The organism is Candidatus Tisiphia endosymbiont of Thecophora atra (assembly GCF_964026395.1).
Taxonomy (GTDB): Bacteria; Pseudomonadota; Alphaproteobacteria; order Rickettsiales; family Rickettsiaceae; genus Tisiphia.
Genome location: NZ_OZ032145.1, coordinates 765837 through 782428 on the forward strand (window position 1 = coordinate 765837; position 16592 = coordinate 782428).

12 protein-coding genes are annotated in these 16592 nt (G+C 34.6%); 8 read left to right on the plus strand and 4 right to left on the minus strand.

Annotated features, from left to right (window positions below; translation table 11 throughout):
- Window positions 1-84 precede the first annotated feature (84 nt).
- Window positions 85-1098: a COX15/CtaA family protein gene (locus AAGD45_RS03815; protein ID WP_341762070.1), complete on the plus strand. Its 1014-nt coding sequence runs from the start codon at window positions 85-87 to the stop codon at window positions 1096-1098.
- A complete protein-coding gene (locus AAGD45_RS03820) occupies window positions 1098-2207 on the plus strand; it encodes an RluA family pseudouridine synthase (protein WP_341762071.1) in 1110 nt (369 codons plus the stop codon). Before AAGD45_RS03815 ends, AAGD45_RS03820 begins: the two co-directional genes overlap by 1 nt.
- Here AAGD45_RS03820 and ppdK read toward each other — a convergent pair.
- A complete protein-coding gene (ppdK, locus tag AAGD45_RS03825) occupies window positions 2180-4825 on the minus strand; it encodes a pyruvate, phosphate dikinase (RefSeq protein WP_341762072.1) in 2646 nt (881 codons plus the stop codon). The two genes, AAGD45_RS03820 and ppdK, sit on opposite strands and share 28 nt — an antisense overlap.
- 742 nt (window positions 4826-5567) lie before the next feature.
- Here ppdK and truB point away from each other — a divergent pair.
- From truB to AAGD45_RS03845, 4 genes are all read left to right on the plus strand, one after another.
- Complete coding sequence (gene truB / locus AAGD45_RS03830; RefSeq protein WP_341762073.1) at window positions 5568-6488, plus strand: tRNA pseudouridine(55) synthase TruB; 921 nt, start codon at window positions 5568-5570, stop codon at window positions 6486-6488.
- Window positions 6489-6744: 256 nt separating this feature from the next.
- Entirely contained in the window at window positions 6745-7014 is a 270-nt protein-coding gene (gene rpsO / locus AAGD45_RS03835) for a 30S ribosomal protein S15 (RefSeq protein ID WP_341758004.1), read from the plus strand.
- A 66-nt stretch (window positions 7015-7080) separates the two neighbouring features.
- On the plus strand, window positions 7081-9327 hold the full coding sequence (gene pnp / locus AAGD45_RS03840) for a polyribonucleotide nucleotidyltransferase (protein ID WP_341762074.1): 2247 nt from the start codon (window positions 7081-7083) through the stop codon (window positions 9325-9327).
- A gap of 171 nt (window positions 9328-9498) precedes the next feature.
- Window positions 9499-10296: an N-acetylmuramoyl-L-alanine amidase gene (locus tag AAGD45_RS03845; RefSeq protein WP_341762075.1), complete on the plus strand. Its 798-nt coding sequence runs from the start codon at window positions 9499-9501 to the stop codon at window positions 10294-10296.
- Window positions 10297-10592: 296 nt separating this feature from the next.
- Here the strand turns inward: AAGD45_RS03845 and AAGD45_RS03850 are convergent, their stop codons facing one another.
- Window positions 10593-11549 (minus strand): transposase, encoded by a 957-nt coding sequence (locus AAGD45_RS03850; protein ID WP_341760848.1) that lies wholly within the window; start codon window positions 11547-11549, stop codon window positions 10593-10595.
- 842 nt (window positions 11550-12391) lie between these two features.
- On the opposite strand from AAGD45_RS03850, the gene AAGD45_RS03855 reads away from it, so the two are divergent.
- Window positions 12392-14062 carry an IS1634 family transposase gene (locus tag AAGD45_RS03855; protein ID WP_341760830.1) on the plus strand — a complete coding sequence of 557 codons (1671 nt, stop codon included), beginning with the start codon at window positions 12392-12394 and terminating at the stop codon, window positions 14060-14062.
- A gap of 140 nt (window positions 14063-14202) precedes the next feature.
- On the opposite strand, the gene AAGD45_RS03860 is transcribed toward AAGD45_RS03855, so the two are convergent.
- Entirely contained in the window at window positions 14203-14946 is a 744-nt protein-coding gene (locus AAGD45_RS03860) for a lysophospholipid acyltransferase family protein (protein ID WP_341762076.1), read from the minus strand.
- Window positions 14947-15041: 95 nt separating this feature from the next.
- Here AAGD45_RS03860 and trpS point away from each other — a divergent pair, with 95 nt between their 5' ends.
- On the plus strand, window positions 15042-16034 hold the full coding sequence (trpS, locus tag AAGD45_RS03865) for a tryptophan--tRNA ligase (RefSeq protein ID WP_341762077.1): 993 nt from the start codon (window positions 15042-15044) through the stop codon (window positions 16032-16034).
- 274 nt (window positions 16035-16308) lie between these two features.
- On the opposite strand, the gene AAGD45_RS03870 is transcribed toward trpS, so the two are convergent.
- Window positions 16309-16470 (minus strand): hypothetical protein, encoded by a 162-nt coding sequence (locus AAGD45_RS03870; RefSeq protein WP_341762078.1) that lies wholly within the window; start codon window positions 16468-16470, stop codon window positions 16309-16311.
- Between the last annotated feature and the right edge of the window lie 122 nt (window positions 16471-16592).

Sequence of the window (16592 nt, forward strand, 5' to 3'; positions counted from 1 at the left end):
AACAAATTATCCAAAATAATGAAAACAGCTATTAGTGGATCAAAAAAATCTGTTATATTATAGATATTAAAGGTATAGGGTTTAATGTCACACATATTAGTAAAGCGTTGGTTGGTGGTATGCTGTTGCATGGTAATATTTATGATTTTTTTAGGAGGTCTCACTAGGCTTACTGATGCTGGTTTATCAATTGTTGAATGGAAACCGGTTTCAGGTGTTGTTCCCCCGCTGGGTAATGCTGACTGGCAGGATGAATTTGCTAAATATCAACAATCTGTCGAATATAAGCAAAAAAATACTACTATGACTCTCTCAGAGTTTAAATTTATTTTTTGGCTTGAATTTATTCACCGTTTTGCTGGCAGAGTAGCAGGGTTGTTGTATCTAGTACCATTACTGTATTTTTTTGTACGTGGACGGATTGATACAAGGTTACTGCCTGTATATTTGGCTATATTGTTATTATTTGCAGTCCAAGGATTTATGGGCTGGTATATGGTGAAAAGTGGTTTAATTTTGCAGCCATATGTCAGTCATTTCCGTTTAGCTTGTCATTTGGTTATTGCAGTTATTATCTATAATTTACTGTTCTATCAGCTGATGAAAAATAGCTTTGATATTTTACTAGTTGAACGGACAATAAGTTTAAATTTAGCAAAATTCTTTTGTATATTAACTATTATTATAGTTTATATACAGATTTTTTTAGGTGGTCTAGTTGCAGGTCTTGATGCAGGGCTTGTATATAATAGCTTTCCGTTAATGGGGAATAGTTTTATACCTCAAGAAGTAGCTTTAAAACTACTGAGTAGAGATAGTTTAAGTGATGCTGTTTTTGTTCAGTTTATCCATAGAATTGGGGCATATATTGTTTGTACTAGTGTTGGTTTGTTGGGGTTGAGTCTAATAAAAACCAAGCATCCTAAATTAAACAAAGTTGCTTATTATATTGTTGGTGTACTGATATTGCAAATGTTAGCTGGCATAATTACCATTTTATATTCAGTGCCTATATTAATGGCCTTAGTGCATCAGATTTTTGCTATTATACTATTATCATGTATATTATGGGGGTATTTTTTGTTAAAGAGTAGTTAGTGGCAATATTAAATGTAGATATAGAACTGCCTTGTAGGTTGGATCGTTACTTGAAGAAATTATATCCTAGCCTGACCCAAGGGATGGTTGAGCGTGCCTTAAGGTTTAAACAGATAATGGTTAATTCTTGTAAGGTAGCAGCAAATTTGCGAATAAATGCCGGTGATCAAATTTTTATAGAGGATAGTTTAAATTTAGAACCTCAAAAAGCTTCTGATAGGGTTTTTTCGAGTTCGGTAGTTATACTAGCCGGTAAGTTAATGAAGGATTACCTAGCTTATCAGGATGAGTGGCTTATAGCAATTAATAAGCCAGCAGGTCTTGCAACCCAAGGCGGTAGTAAAATAAGCCTATCTATAGATGATGCGCTACAATATTTAAATAGCCAAGGGGCAGATTTAAAACTAGTACATAGGTTAGATAAAGATACTTCAGGTATATTACTAATCGCGAAAAATTATGCGAGTAGTATAAAATTAGTAAAAGCCTTTAAGGAAAAGAATATTCAGAAAACCTATATTGCCGTAGTTTTAGGTAACCTTCCGCAACATGAAGGAGAAATTAGTGGTATGATAGGGAAGAATAGGGGAGGGGTGTATGAGACTGTGCAAAATGATGAGGAACATGGCAAATTAGCCGTAACTCGCTATAAGTTGCTTAAGAATTTAAATATAGCTAACCCGACTAATATTACTCCCAATTCACAGACGTCATTGCGAGAAGCTACTTTAGTAGCGACGAAGCAATCTAGGAAAGTGATTAGAAATGGATTGCTTTGTCGACTTACGTCTCCTCGCAATGACGCCAGTTTATTATGGCTAAATGCTAATCGGGTTAGCTGTAATGGTTTGACCAATAAGGATTTAACACTGGTTGAGTTCACTCCTCTTACTGGTAGGATGCATCAACTTCGATTTCATGCGAAAATGCTGGGTTGTCCCATAATAGGTGATACAAAATATGGCACTCAAGAAGCAATAGCTTTATCCAAGGAAATGCTACTACATGCCAAAAGAATAATCTTACCGGAAAAAATATTTGGTAAAGAAATAATAATTAATATAGATTTACCTAGATATTTTTACCCACATCTCTTTATTTCCGCTTGAGCTGCAGCAATCCTTGCGATAGGAATACGGTATGGTGAACAGGATATATAATGCAAACCAATTTTATGAAAAAACTCTATAGAATCAGGATTACCCGCATGTTCTCCACATACGCCAAGTTTTAATGTAGGGTTGTTTTCTAGCCCACGTTTTATAGCAATTTCTATTAACTCACCAACCCCTTCCTCATCCAATTTACTAAAAGGATCAAATGCAAAGATTTTTTTTTCCAAATAATCTGGAAAAAATGATGCTACATCATCTCTAGAAATGCCGTAAGTTGTTTGTGTTAAATCGTTGGTACCAAAGCTAAAGTAATCTACCTGCTTGGCAATTTCTCCAGCTTTTAAAGCAGCTCTTGGTAACTCGATCATAGTACCAAGAGTAAAATCAAACTTACATTGGTTAGTATTCTCCATGTCAATGATCACATCTTGTATATGTATCTTTAAAGCTTTTAGCTCATTAACATCACTGATTAAAGGAATCATTAACTCTAGAACAATATTTATATTTTCTTCAATTTGCAATTCTCTGATAGCAGTAAAAATTGCCATTATTTGCATTTGATAAATCTCAGGATAAGAAATACCTAGGCGACATCCTCTATGTCCAAGCATGGGGTTCACTTCATATAATGCGTGCAAACGTTGTTCCACAACAGATAAAGGTAGATTCATAACATCTGCTAAGTTTCTTTTATCAATCTCTGTTGTTGGCAAAAATTCATGTAAAGGAGGGTCAAGCAGTCTTATATTTACGGCTTTACCATGCATAATTCGAAATAATGCCTTAAAATCTCGAATTTGCAAGGGCAATAATTTATTTATCGCATGTTTTCTCCGTTCTATATCAGGAGCAATTATCATTTCTCGTACTAATGGAATTTTATCAGGATCAAAAAACATATGTTCTGTTCTGCATAGTCCAATTCCACATGCTCCAAATTTCATGGAAACACTAGCGTCTAAAATAGTTTCAGCATTGGTTCTAACTTTTAAAGTAGCAAATTCATCTGCCCAATCTAGAATTGTTTGAAATTCCTTAGTAAAACTAGGCTGAACAAGTGGTACTTCCCCTAAAAAAATTTTGCCTGTTCCGCCATCTATAGTTATTAAATCACCATAATTAATGATAGTTTCCCCTATTTTAAAGAGCTGTTTTTTTTCATCTATTACTACATCACTTGCCCCGCAAACACATGGTTTTCCTAATCCTCTAGCGACTACAGCCGCATGTGATGTCATTCCGCCTCTAGCTGTAAGAATACCGGCTGAAACATACATACCATTTATATCTTCAGGACTAGTATCATGGCGTACCAAAATTACTTTATGGTGATGCGACATTTTCTCTGCATCATATGGAGAAAAAACTACTATACCAGTAGCAGCCCCAGGAGATGCTGGTAGTCCCTTAGCAATGGGGCTTAGAGTATTGCTATAATCAATAGCCGTGTGCAAAAGCTGAGTTAGCGATTCCGGATCTACACGCATTATTGCTTGTTGTTTAGTAATCAGTCCTTCTTGTACCATATCCGTGGCAATTTTAATACTGGCTAAAGCTGTTCTTTTAGCAGTACGTGTTTGCAAGATATAGAATTTACCATTTTCCACGGTGAATTCTATATCTTGTATATCTAAGTAATGTAGTTCTAACTTCTTACAAATTTCCTGTAATTGATCAAATATTTGTGGCATAACTGTTTGCATTGAGCAGTCAAGATTATGATCGTTTGACATAATAGGGCTTGGGGTTCTTGTCCCTGACACTACATCTTCACCTTGGGCGTTTACTAGATATTCGCCAAAAAGCTTATTTTCACCAGTTGCAGGGCAACGTGAAAATACTACTCCTGTTGCAGAATTATTGTTTTGATTACCAAAAACCATTGACTGTACATTAATCGCTGTACCCCAATCATTGGGTATATTATGTAGCTTTCTATAAGTTATTGCTCTATCACTTGTCCAAGATTTTAATACGGCTTTTATTGATTCTTCTAGTTGTGTATATGGATCAAAGAACGATTCACCACAATGATTAAAGATTATCTTTTTAAACTCTTCAACTATTATTCTTAGGAAATTCCCAGTAATTTCGTTCTCTTGATAAATATTACATTTGCTCTTATGCATTTCAAATGCATTCTTAAATAATCCGTTTGAAACGGATAATACTGTTGATCCGTACATTTCTAAGAATCTTCGGTAGCTGTCAAGAGCAAAAATTTCATTTCCAGTACTGGATAGCACATCGCAAACTTGATCATTATACCCAAGATTAAGTATAGTATCCATCATGCCGGGCATAGAAGCTCTTGAGCCTGAACGGACGGATAGTAGTAGTGGATTTTTATGATCTCCAAAAATTTTACCAGTAGTATTTTCTAAATTTTTAACAGCTACCGCTAAATCCTTATTAAAATTTTCAGGCAAATTGTAATTATTTTTATAAAAATAATTACAAAGTTCTGTAGTAATAGTAAAACCATCGGGAATAGGTAAATTTAAGTTAGACATCTCAGCAAGACCAGCTCCTTTACTACCAAGTATGTCTTTCATTTGGGCATTGCCTTCCCCGCCGTTAGTCCCAAAATAATAGATCCATTTGTTCATAAATACCGAAACAATTTCTAAGATAGCTATTATATAATATGACTAGATAAGCTGCAATGTTTAAATGCCCTGTTAGAAGCAGGGTAATTTAAAAGTCACAATCATTAGTTGCTATAGATACAAATCTAACCACTATCGATGTCATCCCTGCGAAGGCAGGGATCTATATTACTTAATAGTCTTTCAGGCTTATTTTTTTAGATTCCCGCCTACGCGGGAATGACGTCGAGTGCATATTAAGCACTTTTTCCTTTATCTATTAGGCTTGCAGCCCGACTTTTAAATTACCCTGACTATGATGCAAAAGAAAAATAGTGTTTTTTTCATAGGATAGGATTATGCTATAGCTAACCCTAGAAAGTTTTAGCCATATGTTAATGCTACCTTAGCAATAAGAGATGTTATTCTCAGCAACGGCGCATAGGCGTCAACTTAAGAGCGTAAAGATTGAACATGTATAAACAAATTAAACATAGCCGTCATCGCGAGGCATCGTTAGATGCCGTGGCGATCTAGATAAACAGCGAAGCTGTTTTTTAGAGTAACGCTTCGCGTATCTTAGATTGCCGCGTCGCCGCTTGCAGCGGCTTCTCGCAATGACGTTTAGGTTTGATTTACTTATACATACTCAATCATTACACTCTTAAGTTGACACCTATGCGCTTACGCGGGAATGACATCTTTTGCGTTGAAACATTGCTTAAAAATATAATCCTAACCTTATTTCAAAATAACCGAACAAATGACGTTTCACCTTAATAATTGCTGGCTTAATATTTATAAACCTAAAGGCATAAGCTCAGCAAAGCTTGTTTTTATCATTAAAAAAAACCTTTTAGGGGCTAAAGTTGGTCATTGTGGGACTTTGGATGTTGAAGCTGAAGGTGTATTACCTTTGGCAATTGGTGAAGCAACAAAATTAGTGCGAGTTCTAGTAGATGCAAAGAAAACTTACATGTTTACGGTGCAGTTTGGTAGGCAAACTGATACAGCAGATGCTTCAGGAAAAATAATAAGGGTTACTGATAATATTCCTACTTCAATTGATTGCCATAATATATGTAAAAAATTCATAGGTACAATAAAACAACGTCCTCCTGCCTTTTCTGCTATAAAAGTTAACGGTATTAGATCTTATAAATTAGCACGAGAAGATTTGGCAGTAGAGTTAACTCCTCGAAATATTGAAATATATAATTTAGAATGTCTTAATTTCAATCACCAAAATAATCAAGCTAGCTATAAGGTTGAATGTTCTAAAGGGACTTATGTAAGGACTCTAGCAGAAGATATTGCTTTATCCTTGCAAAGTTTAGGATTTGTGGTAGAATTACAGCGTACTAAAGTTGGAATATTTGCAGCATGCAATGCTATTAAATTAACAGAACTTGATATACAAAAGCAAGAAATGCAACAGTTTCTTGCAGAAAAAGCTATAAAGATTGAAGCAGTACTGGACGACATCCTGGTGCTTGATGCTACTATTGACCAAGCTAAGAAAATCATTCATGGTCAGAAATGCTATTTTGATTATCCTGAAAATATTGAATTAATTTGGGTTCGATATCATGGCTCTCTCTTAGCAATTGGTAGCTTAAGTGAAAATTGCTTTAATTCTTTTCGAGTATTTAACCTAACATCAGTTCGATATAAGAATTATTAATTCTTATATCGAACTGGCTTTGTTATAAGGAAAAATGCACTCTTGAAGCGGCTGACGCAAGTGCATTTTAACTTTTTTCATCATTCAATATGTGATTTTAATAATTAAAATCACATATTGAATGGAGTGTTATATTTTAACAATCAGGTGGGCAGCCGCTTCAAACCTGATTGTTTCTATATATAATACTGAATTCGATGTAACTTGTTACATCGAATTCAGGTTAACCTAATAAAAATAAACATGGAGATTAATGATGTCGATTACAGCACAGCGTAAGCAGCAATTAATTACAGAATATGCTACTAAAGAAAACGATACTGGTTCTAGTGAAGTGCAATGTGCAATTCTAACCGAAAGAATCAATAACTTAACAGGGCATTTTAAAACTAATCACAAAGATTTTTCTTCGAGAAGAGGATTATTGATGTTAGTTGGTCGTAGGCGTCGATTGTTGGATTATATCAAGAAGCAAAGTCTAAGCAGATATTTGTCGTTGATTAATAAACTAGGAATAAGAAAGTAAAATAAAGCCCGGTTAAAAAATCAAAAATTTTAGCCGGGTTTTTTGTTCATTAAATAAGGAATAAGAATGTTTGAAGAAATAACTAAAACGATAGAATTAGGTGGGAAACTACTAGAATTAACTACTGGTAAAATTGCTCGTCAAGCTGATGGAGCAGTTATGGTAAAAATGGGAGGAAGTGTCTTATTATGTACTGCCGTGAGTAGCAAAGAAGCAAAAGAAGGGATAGGATTCTTTCCTCTTACTGTACACTACAAAGAAATGGCATTTGCTGCTGGTAAAATACCTGGAGGATTTTTTAAAAGAGAAGGTAAAGGGTCAGAAAAAGAAGTATTAGTCTCACGCTTGATCGACAGACCGATTAGGCCATTATTCCACCCAGCCTTTCTTAACGAAACGCAAGTAATTTGTACTGTTCTTTCATACGATCCTGAATGTAATACGGATATATTAGCAATTATCGGAGCATCGGCTGCATTGGCTTTGTCTAGCGTCCCCTATCAAGATATAGTAGCAGCTAGCAGAGTTGGCTTGATAAATGATCAATTCATATTAAACCCTTCATTTAGCCAATTAAAGGATAGTAAATTAGACTTAGTAGTGGCAGGCACTAAGACGTCAGTTATGATGGTTGAATCTGAAGCCGATCTATTGTCCGAAGAAAAAATGTTGGAAGCTATTGAGTTTGGTCACAAGGCATTACAGCCTGTAATTGAATTGATTAATGATTTAGTAAAAAGTGCTGGGAAACCTAAATTACAGCTTACCGATTTATTCCCTACTAGCTTAAAGGAACAAATTAGAAGCATCGCATCAGAAGATATTCAGCATGCTTTTTCTATCAAATCAAAACAAGAAAGGGTCTTAGCGGTAAAACATGTTTCTGATATAATTAAGCGACATTTTGCCGAAGATATTGCTAATAATAATCTTACTAATTCTCAGATTGAGTTCGCTCTTAAAGAAGTAGAATCAGAAATATTACGGCAAAACGTATTAAAGAGCAATATTCGTATCGATGGTAGAAAACCGGAAGATATAAGAAACATAGCTTGTGAAGTGGCTTTGTTGCCAAAAACACATGGTTCAAGCTTGTTTACTAGAGGGGAAACACAAAGTTTAGTAGTTGCAACACTAGGTACTGGTCAAGATGAACAAATTGTTGATAGTTTAGACGAGGAATATAAAGAGCGTTTTATGCTTAACTATATTTTCCCTCCTTATTCAGTAGGCGAAGCAACCCCAGTAAGAGCTCCTGGACGTAGAGAAATAGGGCATGGTAAACTAGCATGGAGAGCCATTAACCGCATGCTGCCAACTAAAGAACAATTCCCTTATTCTATTAGAGTAGTGTCAGAAATTACCTCCTGTAATGGTTCGTCATCTATGGCTACTATTTGTGGTAGTTCAATGGCTCTAATGGATGCTGGAGTACCCATCACAACTCCTATAGCAGGTATTGCTATGGGTTTGATAAAAGAAGGTGATAAGTTTGTAGTATTATCCGATATTATGGGGGATGAAGATCATCTTGGAGATATGGATTTTAAAGTAGCTGGTGGCAAACACGGCATAACCGCATTACAAATGGATATAAAAATATCTGGAGTAACGTTTGAAATAATGAAGCATGTTTTAGCTCAAGCAAAGCTTGGTCTTGTTCATATTTTACAAGAAATGGATAAGACTATTAATAAAACCAATAACCATATTAGCCAGTATGCACCTTGTATTCAAAGTTTTAAAATTGATAAAGATAAAATTAGAGACGTCATAGGACCGGGTGGCAAAGTAATACGCGAAATTTGTGATATGACATCGGCTAAAATTGACATAAGTGACGATGGCAATGTAACTGTTTCGACTATAGGCAAAGAGAAGCTAGATATGGCTGTCGAAAAAATTAAGTCAATTGCTTTTGACCCTGAAATTGGTGGCATATTCAATGGAACTGTTGTTAAAATATTAGACTCTGGAGCGTTTATCAATTATTTAGGTAATCGTGATGGATTCATACATATTAGTGAGATTTCAAAAGAACGTATTGAATCTGTATCTAGTGTTTTAAAACATGGAGATATAGTAAAAGTTAAACTTATTGGTTTTGACAATAAAGGCAAAGCAAAATTAACCATAAAAAATATCGATGTTAAAGTTACTCAGGACGTTATAACTAATCAAAAATCTGAGTCTTATAAAGATAACAGCGATAATAATGGTAATAAACGCGAATCTGCAAAGAAATGGCAAAATAACAAAACAGCCTCCTCTAATGAAGATGAAGTTGTAACTGAGCGTAAGTATTTTAACTGATTAAGGTATTGACTCAATAAAAATACAATGCTAAAAATATTAAGTACTAGGTTGTTATATCTAGATATAACAACCTAGTGAGTATACACTAAACAATTTGGCTATATATTATTGTTCAGCGTAAATATAGCGTAAATATAATTAGGTTAAAATTATTTAATGGAGGTCGTAATGAGTAAAAATAAGGGTGTTAGCACTACTAATGATAGTAAATTTTTTGCACCTAGAGAACCGGGGGTAGAGCCAAGTTGTGTAGTACTAACCTATTCCGTTGGTAATACATTAAATTCTGCAATAGATACTATGCAATATAATGGAACAAGCGTACATTACATAATAGATAAAGAACCAAATGACAAAAAAGAGCAGCAATACCAATACCATAATGATTCAGAAGAAAAAGCCTTTTATGCTGGAAAGAGTAGTTGGAAAGGGCAAGAAAAGGTTAATGACTTTGGTATAGGCATCATGTTTATTAATGATGCAAAAAGTGCTTTTACAGATTCTCAAATAACTAAAGTAATAAAATTACTTGAAGATATTAAAGTTAGATACCCAAATTGGGATAATAAGGACAATCTTGTAGGGCTGGGTGAAGTTGCTGAAAGGCATGTAGCACCCGGAAAATTCTTCCCTTGGAAACAACTTGCAGATGCTGGTTTTGGTAAATTTATACCTACTACGAAAGAACAAGCAGAACACATATTAATACGAAAAGATGATGAAGGTCAAAAAGTCTCTCATGTTCAAACACAGTTAAAAGAGCATGGTTATGGTATTGAAGTTGATGGAAAATGTGGTGACAAAACCGCAACTTGGTTTGAAAAATTTAATACACGTTATGTTCCAGAGCAATCCCCTCCAAATGAATGGAGTGAGGCGAGTCAACTTGTTTTAGATGGACTTTACCCTAATCATGTAACTTTAGCAGGTGATGTTGAGTTAGTAAGTGGCCTTGAACATGCTTAATCAGAATTGCTGTAATAAAAAAAGGTGTTCTTAGGGGGGATATCACCGCCATTATGTCATCCCAGCGAAAGCTGGGATCTCAAAAACCTTTAAGTCTAAGGTGTTTTTGTGTTTTTAGATTCCCGCCTATGCGTCATTGCGAGCGAACGTACGTGAGCCACAACTGTTGAAAGTTTACAAATACCTATACCACAGCGTCATTGCGAGCGTAAGCGAAGCAATCTAGGAAACAATCTATAGATAAATGATGTTACTGGATCAACTATGTTCGCAATAAAAATTTAAATAAATTTGGTTTAAATTTTTATTGCTTGTGCAGAGCTAGTTAAATCACGTAACTTAGCGTTTGCAATCACAATGATTTTACGCATTAATGCTACCATCGCCACCATTTTCTTTTTTCCTCTATTGATCAATTTTTCATAAAATACCTTCAGTTCAGAGTTAGAATTTCTAGCAGCCATAGCAGCTACAAACAACATAGGTCTAACAAAATTTCGACCATGACCTGTATGTCTATATCCGCTATATCTACCGCTATCATTAGATATTGGTGCAACACCTACTAATGATGCTATTTGTTTGCGGTTCAATGTACCAAGTTCAGGTAACAAAGCTATAAGCTCATTAGATACTACTGCACCTATACCACTAATAGTTTGCAGAGTCTCTTTCTTAGCTTGCAAGAGCTTATCTTTTGCTATTAAGTCATCTATTTCTTTAGTAATAGATGCAATTTGTTCTTCTAGTACTTCGATCATTTTAACACAACTAGACTTGATTAAATCAGCTCTCGGGGACTGAAACCTATTTTTTTCTGCAATCAACATTTGTTTAAGATCGTTCCTACGTCCTACTAATTCATACAAGTTTAAAGCTTGCTTAGATTGTACTTTAAATAGCTCTAATCTTTCTGATCGTTCAAAACCATAAAGTGCTAGAGCTTTAGCGTCAAGACTGTCAGTTTTAGCTGCATTACCAAAAGACCTAATAAAGTTTTTAACTTTACGAGTATTGGCTCTATGTACAGCAAAACCCTGATTGCAAAGCGTTAGTAATAGTTCCATTTCATATCCACCAGTAGTTTCTAAAACACACAATGCAGAACTAATCTCTTTTTTGTAATCCTTGATAAAATCAGCTATTCCATTAGAGTTGTTATTATATTCTTTAGTTTCTTTTTTTCCATGAATAGCAACAACAAAATTGAATTTTCCTATATCAAGACCGATAAAATTATTATATAATAGCATAATACCTCGAAGACTTTTAATGTTGTTTACGATTGTAAGCGGGCGTGCAAAGGCATCCCAATCAACTATTCAAACGTCTCGGGGATTTGGGCTAGAGTACCAATATCCATTCGGTCTTAAAACCAATTGCTTCACGGTCGCTCACGCCTGCACAGCGATAGTCATTTATATTATTAATGACTATCGCTGTAATACCCCCTTATAAGTCAGTATAAATCATTATTTACATTGACTTCAATATCTATTATATCATACTTTTAACTTACAATTGCTTCGTCAACCTTACGGTTTCCTCGCTAATAGACGTATAGAGAAGCTGTATTTACTAACTTTCAACAGTTGTGACCGTAGGTCGACGAAGCAATTGTAAGTTAAAAGTATCTATATGACAAGCTTCATTGATTGCCACGCTCACGTACGTTCGCTCGCAATGACGGTTTAAGCCTTACAATAGTGCTTCGCTAATAGACGGTTTTTAACTTTCAACAGTTATGGGTATCATCCCTGTTCCTTCGGAAGTATATTCTTCTGCTTGCTCGCCCCTCATTTTCAAATCTAATTCTTTAAATCATTTGAGTATACCAGCTTGTTCAAATAATATTTGCTTTTCGGTATTGATTACCTGTTCTATCTTGCTTGTCAATTCTCGAACATCAGATTGTTCTATTTCCTCCTGACTTCCGCAGATTTTTTGATATTAGTTGTTATAAGTGGCATTAGTAAGGAGGTGAAGTGGTACTCTCGTTCTGTTGTGCCTAGTAGATATTTTATTATTGACTTTAACTGCGATGTTGTTTATTATTTAATTAATTGAATATAGCCTCATATTTTATAGCCCTAATATGTACATACGTCGTAAAAAAACTCCTAATAGTCCAAGGCAATCTATTCAAATAGTGGAAGGTTATCGTGATAGTAAAGGTAACGTCAAACAGCGTATAGTACGTCATTTAGGAGTCTTCATAGATGAAGTAGAAGAAGCTAAATTAGTTGCCCTAGCACAAGATTTGATTGCCAAGATTAAAGCTGAGAGAGAAGCTGCAATTGGGCAGAGGAATTTGTTTACTGATGATACTAACGAGGTTAAAAGAGGTCGTCCAACTAACAAGTTGTTAAAAGATATTCTACCTGTTAACGAAGTAAAACTAAATGAGGTTGTAGAAGTCAAGCGAGTTGTTGAAGGAGTGCATCAAATAGGGGGGCATGTTTATGATCAAATGCATTTTAACCAGTTACTAGCAAGGAAACGTGACGCTGGGATGCTGAAGGATTTAGTGTTAGCCCGTATGGTAAGACCAAATAGTAAAAAAGGGATAGTTGAGTATTTAAGCGATCAATTTGACAGGCATCATGATCTAGATGCTACTTATCGGATGATGGACAAATTACATGAGCAAATACCTAAAATTAAAGAATTATGCTTTAAAAACACCCTAACCCTGATTCCTAATAAAGAGATTAGCCTAGTATTTTTTGATGTCACTACACTATACTTTGAATCAGTAGAAATAGATGAGCTAAGAGCCTTTGGCTATAGTAAAGATCATCGCTTTAATACTACCCAACTAGTTCTTGCCCTAGCAACTAATGAGGATGGATTACCACTTGGCTATGAGCTGTTTAGTGGTAATACCGCAGAAGTTAGCACCTTAATTAAATCAATTAACAGCTGGCAAGCGTATCTTAAAGTTAAAGATGTCTGTTTTATTGCTGATCGTGCAATGTTTAGTAAAGCTAACTTGCAAGCTCTCGATGAAGGTGGTTATCGTTATATTGTGGCAGCAAAGCTTAAAACACTCAAGAAAGAAAAGAAAGAAGAAATATTATCAGAGGAAAACTATAAGCCTACTGTTATAGGCAATGATCTTACTTGGATTGCCGATCTAGAGCATGATGGTAAACGTCTAATTACCAGTTATAAATCTAAAAGGGCTATTAATGATGCACAGGAGCGACAAAAAATTTTAGATAAAATTAATAAGACTATTGGTGAGTCTGGTAGTACTAAAAAACTTATATCTAATAGTGGAGTAAAAAAATATACTTCTAGTGAAAATGGCAAGAGCTATATTGACGCAGAGAAGATAGAGCAGGATGCGTTGTGGGATGGCATACATGGGGTAATCACCAATGACCAAACTATAACTCCACATGAAGCAATAGCAAAATATGCTAGATTATGGGTAATTGAAGAGCAATTTAGAATCAATAAACATAATTTACAAATGCGTCCAATTTTTCACTGGACTAAACAAAGGATAGAAGCACACATAGCTGTGTGTTATATGAGTTTTGCAGTGCTTAAAACTATAGAATACAAGGTTGCTCTGACCCAAAAGATCAGTGTAACTAACATCGTTGAATTATTAATATCAGTACAGGCTTCAATCTTAAGACATACAAAGACTGGTGATCTTTATAGACTACCAAGTGCAATAAAAAACGAAGCTAGAAAAATCTATAAAACCTTTAACATCAAGCGTTCAGACCATGCTGAAATATATTTAAAATAACAAAATAATGTTGTGCCTAAATTTTAAAAATCCTAGCACTATGAGCCTTCTAAGCTTATGCCTTATTAAAAAATGCGGAAGTCGGGGGAAGTATATTCTTCTGCTTGCTCGCCCCTCATTTTCAAATCTAATTCTTTAAATCATTTGAGTATACCAGCTTGTTCAAATAATATTTGCTTTTCGGTATTGATTACCTGTTCTATCTTGCTTGTCAATTCTCGAACATCAGATTGTTCTATTTCCTCTACAGGAATAACATTAATAATCTTTACTTGGATTACCCCTGGTTTCTTAATCCAAAAACCTTTTGGCCAGTATACCCCTGCGTTGTGAGCCATCATCACGATCGGTACTTTTGCTAGTGATGCTAATTTTACTGCACTAGGTTTAAATTTAGCATTTTGTTCTGGTCTAAATCTAGTAGATTCAGGAAAAATAACCAACCATAAACCATCTTTTATCTTTTCCTGTCCTTCTCTTAAAATTTGACTAACCGAGATATTAACATTACGGTCTACGGCAATTGGCTTAACCATTTGCAGACCCCAACCGAATAAGGGGATATTAAATAACTCTTTTTTTAATACCCAAGAATGTTCAGGTATAATTAATTGTATAAATACTTGTTCCCAACATGATTGGTGATTAGACAATACTAAAGAAGGAACAGAAGGTAATTTATCTAGACCAGAAACTTGGTATTTTAAACCACAAAAGATTCTAGCCAACCAAATAAATACATAGGAAAAAATAACTCCAATCCTATAACGTATATAATAGTTGACATTAAAAAATGTTACGGGTATGTAACATATAAGGAAGAATGTAATGGTAAATATAGCAAGTAATGCATAAAATGTTAATACTCTTAAACGCCAAAACATGGTTGGTTAATCTTAGTTGTTGATAATTAACGGGTACAATAGCATAAAATTACGTCTACATATAGATATAATTAGTAATTATTTGGGGAAATTAAATGAAAAAAACAGCTCTATCTGGAGTTCAAGTGACAGGGGCTTTGCATTTAGGAAACTATCTTGGTTCAATATCTAATTGGCTTAAGATTCAAGATGAGTACAATTGCTTATTCTTTTTAGCTGATTTGCATTCTATTACTATAGATCGCTTACCTCTTGAGCTAAACTCATCCATATTGCAAACTGTTGCTATGTATATAGCAACAGGACTTTTGCCGGAGAAAACCACTATATTTGCACAAAGTATGGTGAAGGAACATACTGAACTTGCTTGGATATTAAATTGCGTTACCCCACTTGGTTGGCTTAAACGCATGACTCAGTTTAAAGACAAAGCTGGAAAAGACCAAGAAAGTGCTGGTTTAGGATTATTGTCTTATCCAGTATTAATGGCGGCTGATATATTATTATATAATGCTGATTGCGTCCCTGTTGGCGATGATCAAAAACAGCATTTAGAACTTACCAGAGATATTGCGGCTATTATCAATAGAAAATTTAATCAAGAAGTTCTAAAATTACCTGAGCCATTAATTCAAAGCTCAGGAGCAAGAATAATGAGTTTAAAAGATGGTCGTAAAAAAATGAGTAAATCTGATTCATCTGATTTATCTCGTGTTAATTTAAATGATAGCCGGGATCAAATTTACCAAAAAATTAAAAAAGCTAAAACAGATCATTTAGCTGAAATCAGTTATGATCGTCAAAATAGACCAGAAATCAGCAATTTAATTGACATTTATTGCAGTTTATCTGGTATTAATGTTGAGACAATAGTTGAACAATACCAAAATACTGGTTTTGCTAAATTTAAGGATGATCTAGCTGATATTATCATCACAACTCTGACTCCCATTAATATTCAATATATAGAGCTAATGAAAAACCAAGATTATCTAGTAACTACACTACATGAAGGAGCGGATAAAGCTAGAATTATTGCTGCTAAAACTCTTACTGAAATCAAAAAATTATTTGGTTTTGTTGTGTGAAAAACCAGTTTACCCCACAATTGTTGAAAGTTAAAAAATCGTCTATTAGCGAGAAGACCGTAGGTCGACTAAGCAATTGTATGACAAGCTTCATGGATTGCCACACTCACGTACGTTCGCTCGCTACTCATCTTCGAGATAAATATGAGCAGAAATTATGCTATAGAACGTGAGTATTATGCGACGAGTGGAGTGTAGAATTAAATTCTCGTTACTGACTACATTTTTTCACCTGTGGAATTTTATAATAAAGAAATACTGATAAAAGTGTACTTTAATGACAAGAGTTTTTATTTGAAACAAAACAATGGTAATACACATAAGAAGCATTATGTTGACTAATTTTTAGTATGTCAAGTAGAAAAGTGATGTTTACATGACTACAAACTTCATGCCAAAACCACTGCAAACCTGATTCTTTAGACGTTTCAAGCACTTTTTCGTCTCGAAGATGAGTCGCTAATAGACGCTTTAAGCCTTACAACAGTACTTCGCTAATAGACGATTTTTTAACTTTCAACAGTTATGGGGTAACATTGAAGGCGTAAGGGCAACATC

What these genes read in the sequence shown, in the direction of transcription:
- AAGD45_RS03815 (WP_341762070.1), top strand. Translation starts at nt 85, where the DNA reads ATGTCACACATATTAGTAAAGCGTTGGTTGGTGGTATGCTGTTGCATG.
- ppdK (WP_341762072.1), bottom strand. Translation starts at nt 4,825, where the DNA reads ATGAACAAATGGATCTATTATTTTGGGACTAACGGCGGGGAAGGCAAT.
- truB (WP_341762073.1), top strand. Translation starts at nt 5,568, where the DNA reads ATGACGTTTCACCTTAATAATTGCTGGCTTAATATTTATAAACCTAAA.
- rpsO (WP_341758004.1), top strand. Translation starts at nt 6,745, where the DNA reads ATGTCGATTACAGCACAGCGTAAGCAGCAATTAATTACAGAATATGCT.
- pnp (WP_341762074.1), top strand. Translation starts at nt 7,081, where the DNA reads ATGTTTGAAGAAATAACTAAAACGATAGAATTAGGTGGGAAACTACTA.
- AAGD45_RS03845 (WP_341762075.1), top strand. Translation starts at nt 9,499, where the DNA reads ATGAGTAAAAATAAGGGTGTTAGCACTACTAATGATAGTAAATTTTTT.
- AAGD45_RS03850 (WP_341760848.1), bottom strand. Translation starts at nt 11,549, where the DNA reads ATGCTATTATATAATAATTTTATCGGTCTTGATATAGGAAAATTCAAT.
- AAGD45_RS03855 (WP_341760830.1), top strand. Translation starts at nt 12,392, where the DNA reads ATGTACATACGTCGTAAAAAAACTCCTAATAGTCCAAGGCAATCTATT.
- AAGD45_RS03860 (WP_341762076.1), bottom strand. Translation starts at nt 14,946, where the DNA reads ATGTTTTGGCGTTTAAGAGTATTAACATTTTATGCATTACTTGCTATA.
- trpS (WP_341762077.1), top strand. Translation starts at nt 15,042, where the DNA reads ATGAAAAAAACAGCTCTATCTGGAGTTCAAGTGACAGGGGCTTTGCAT.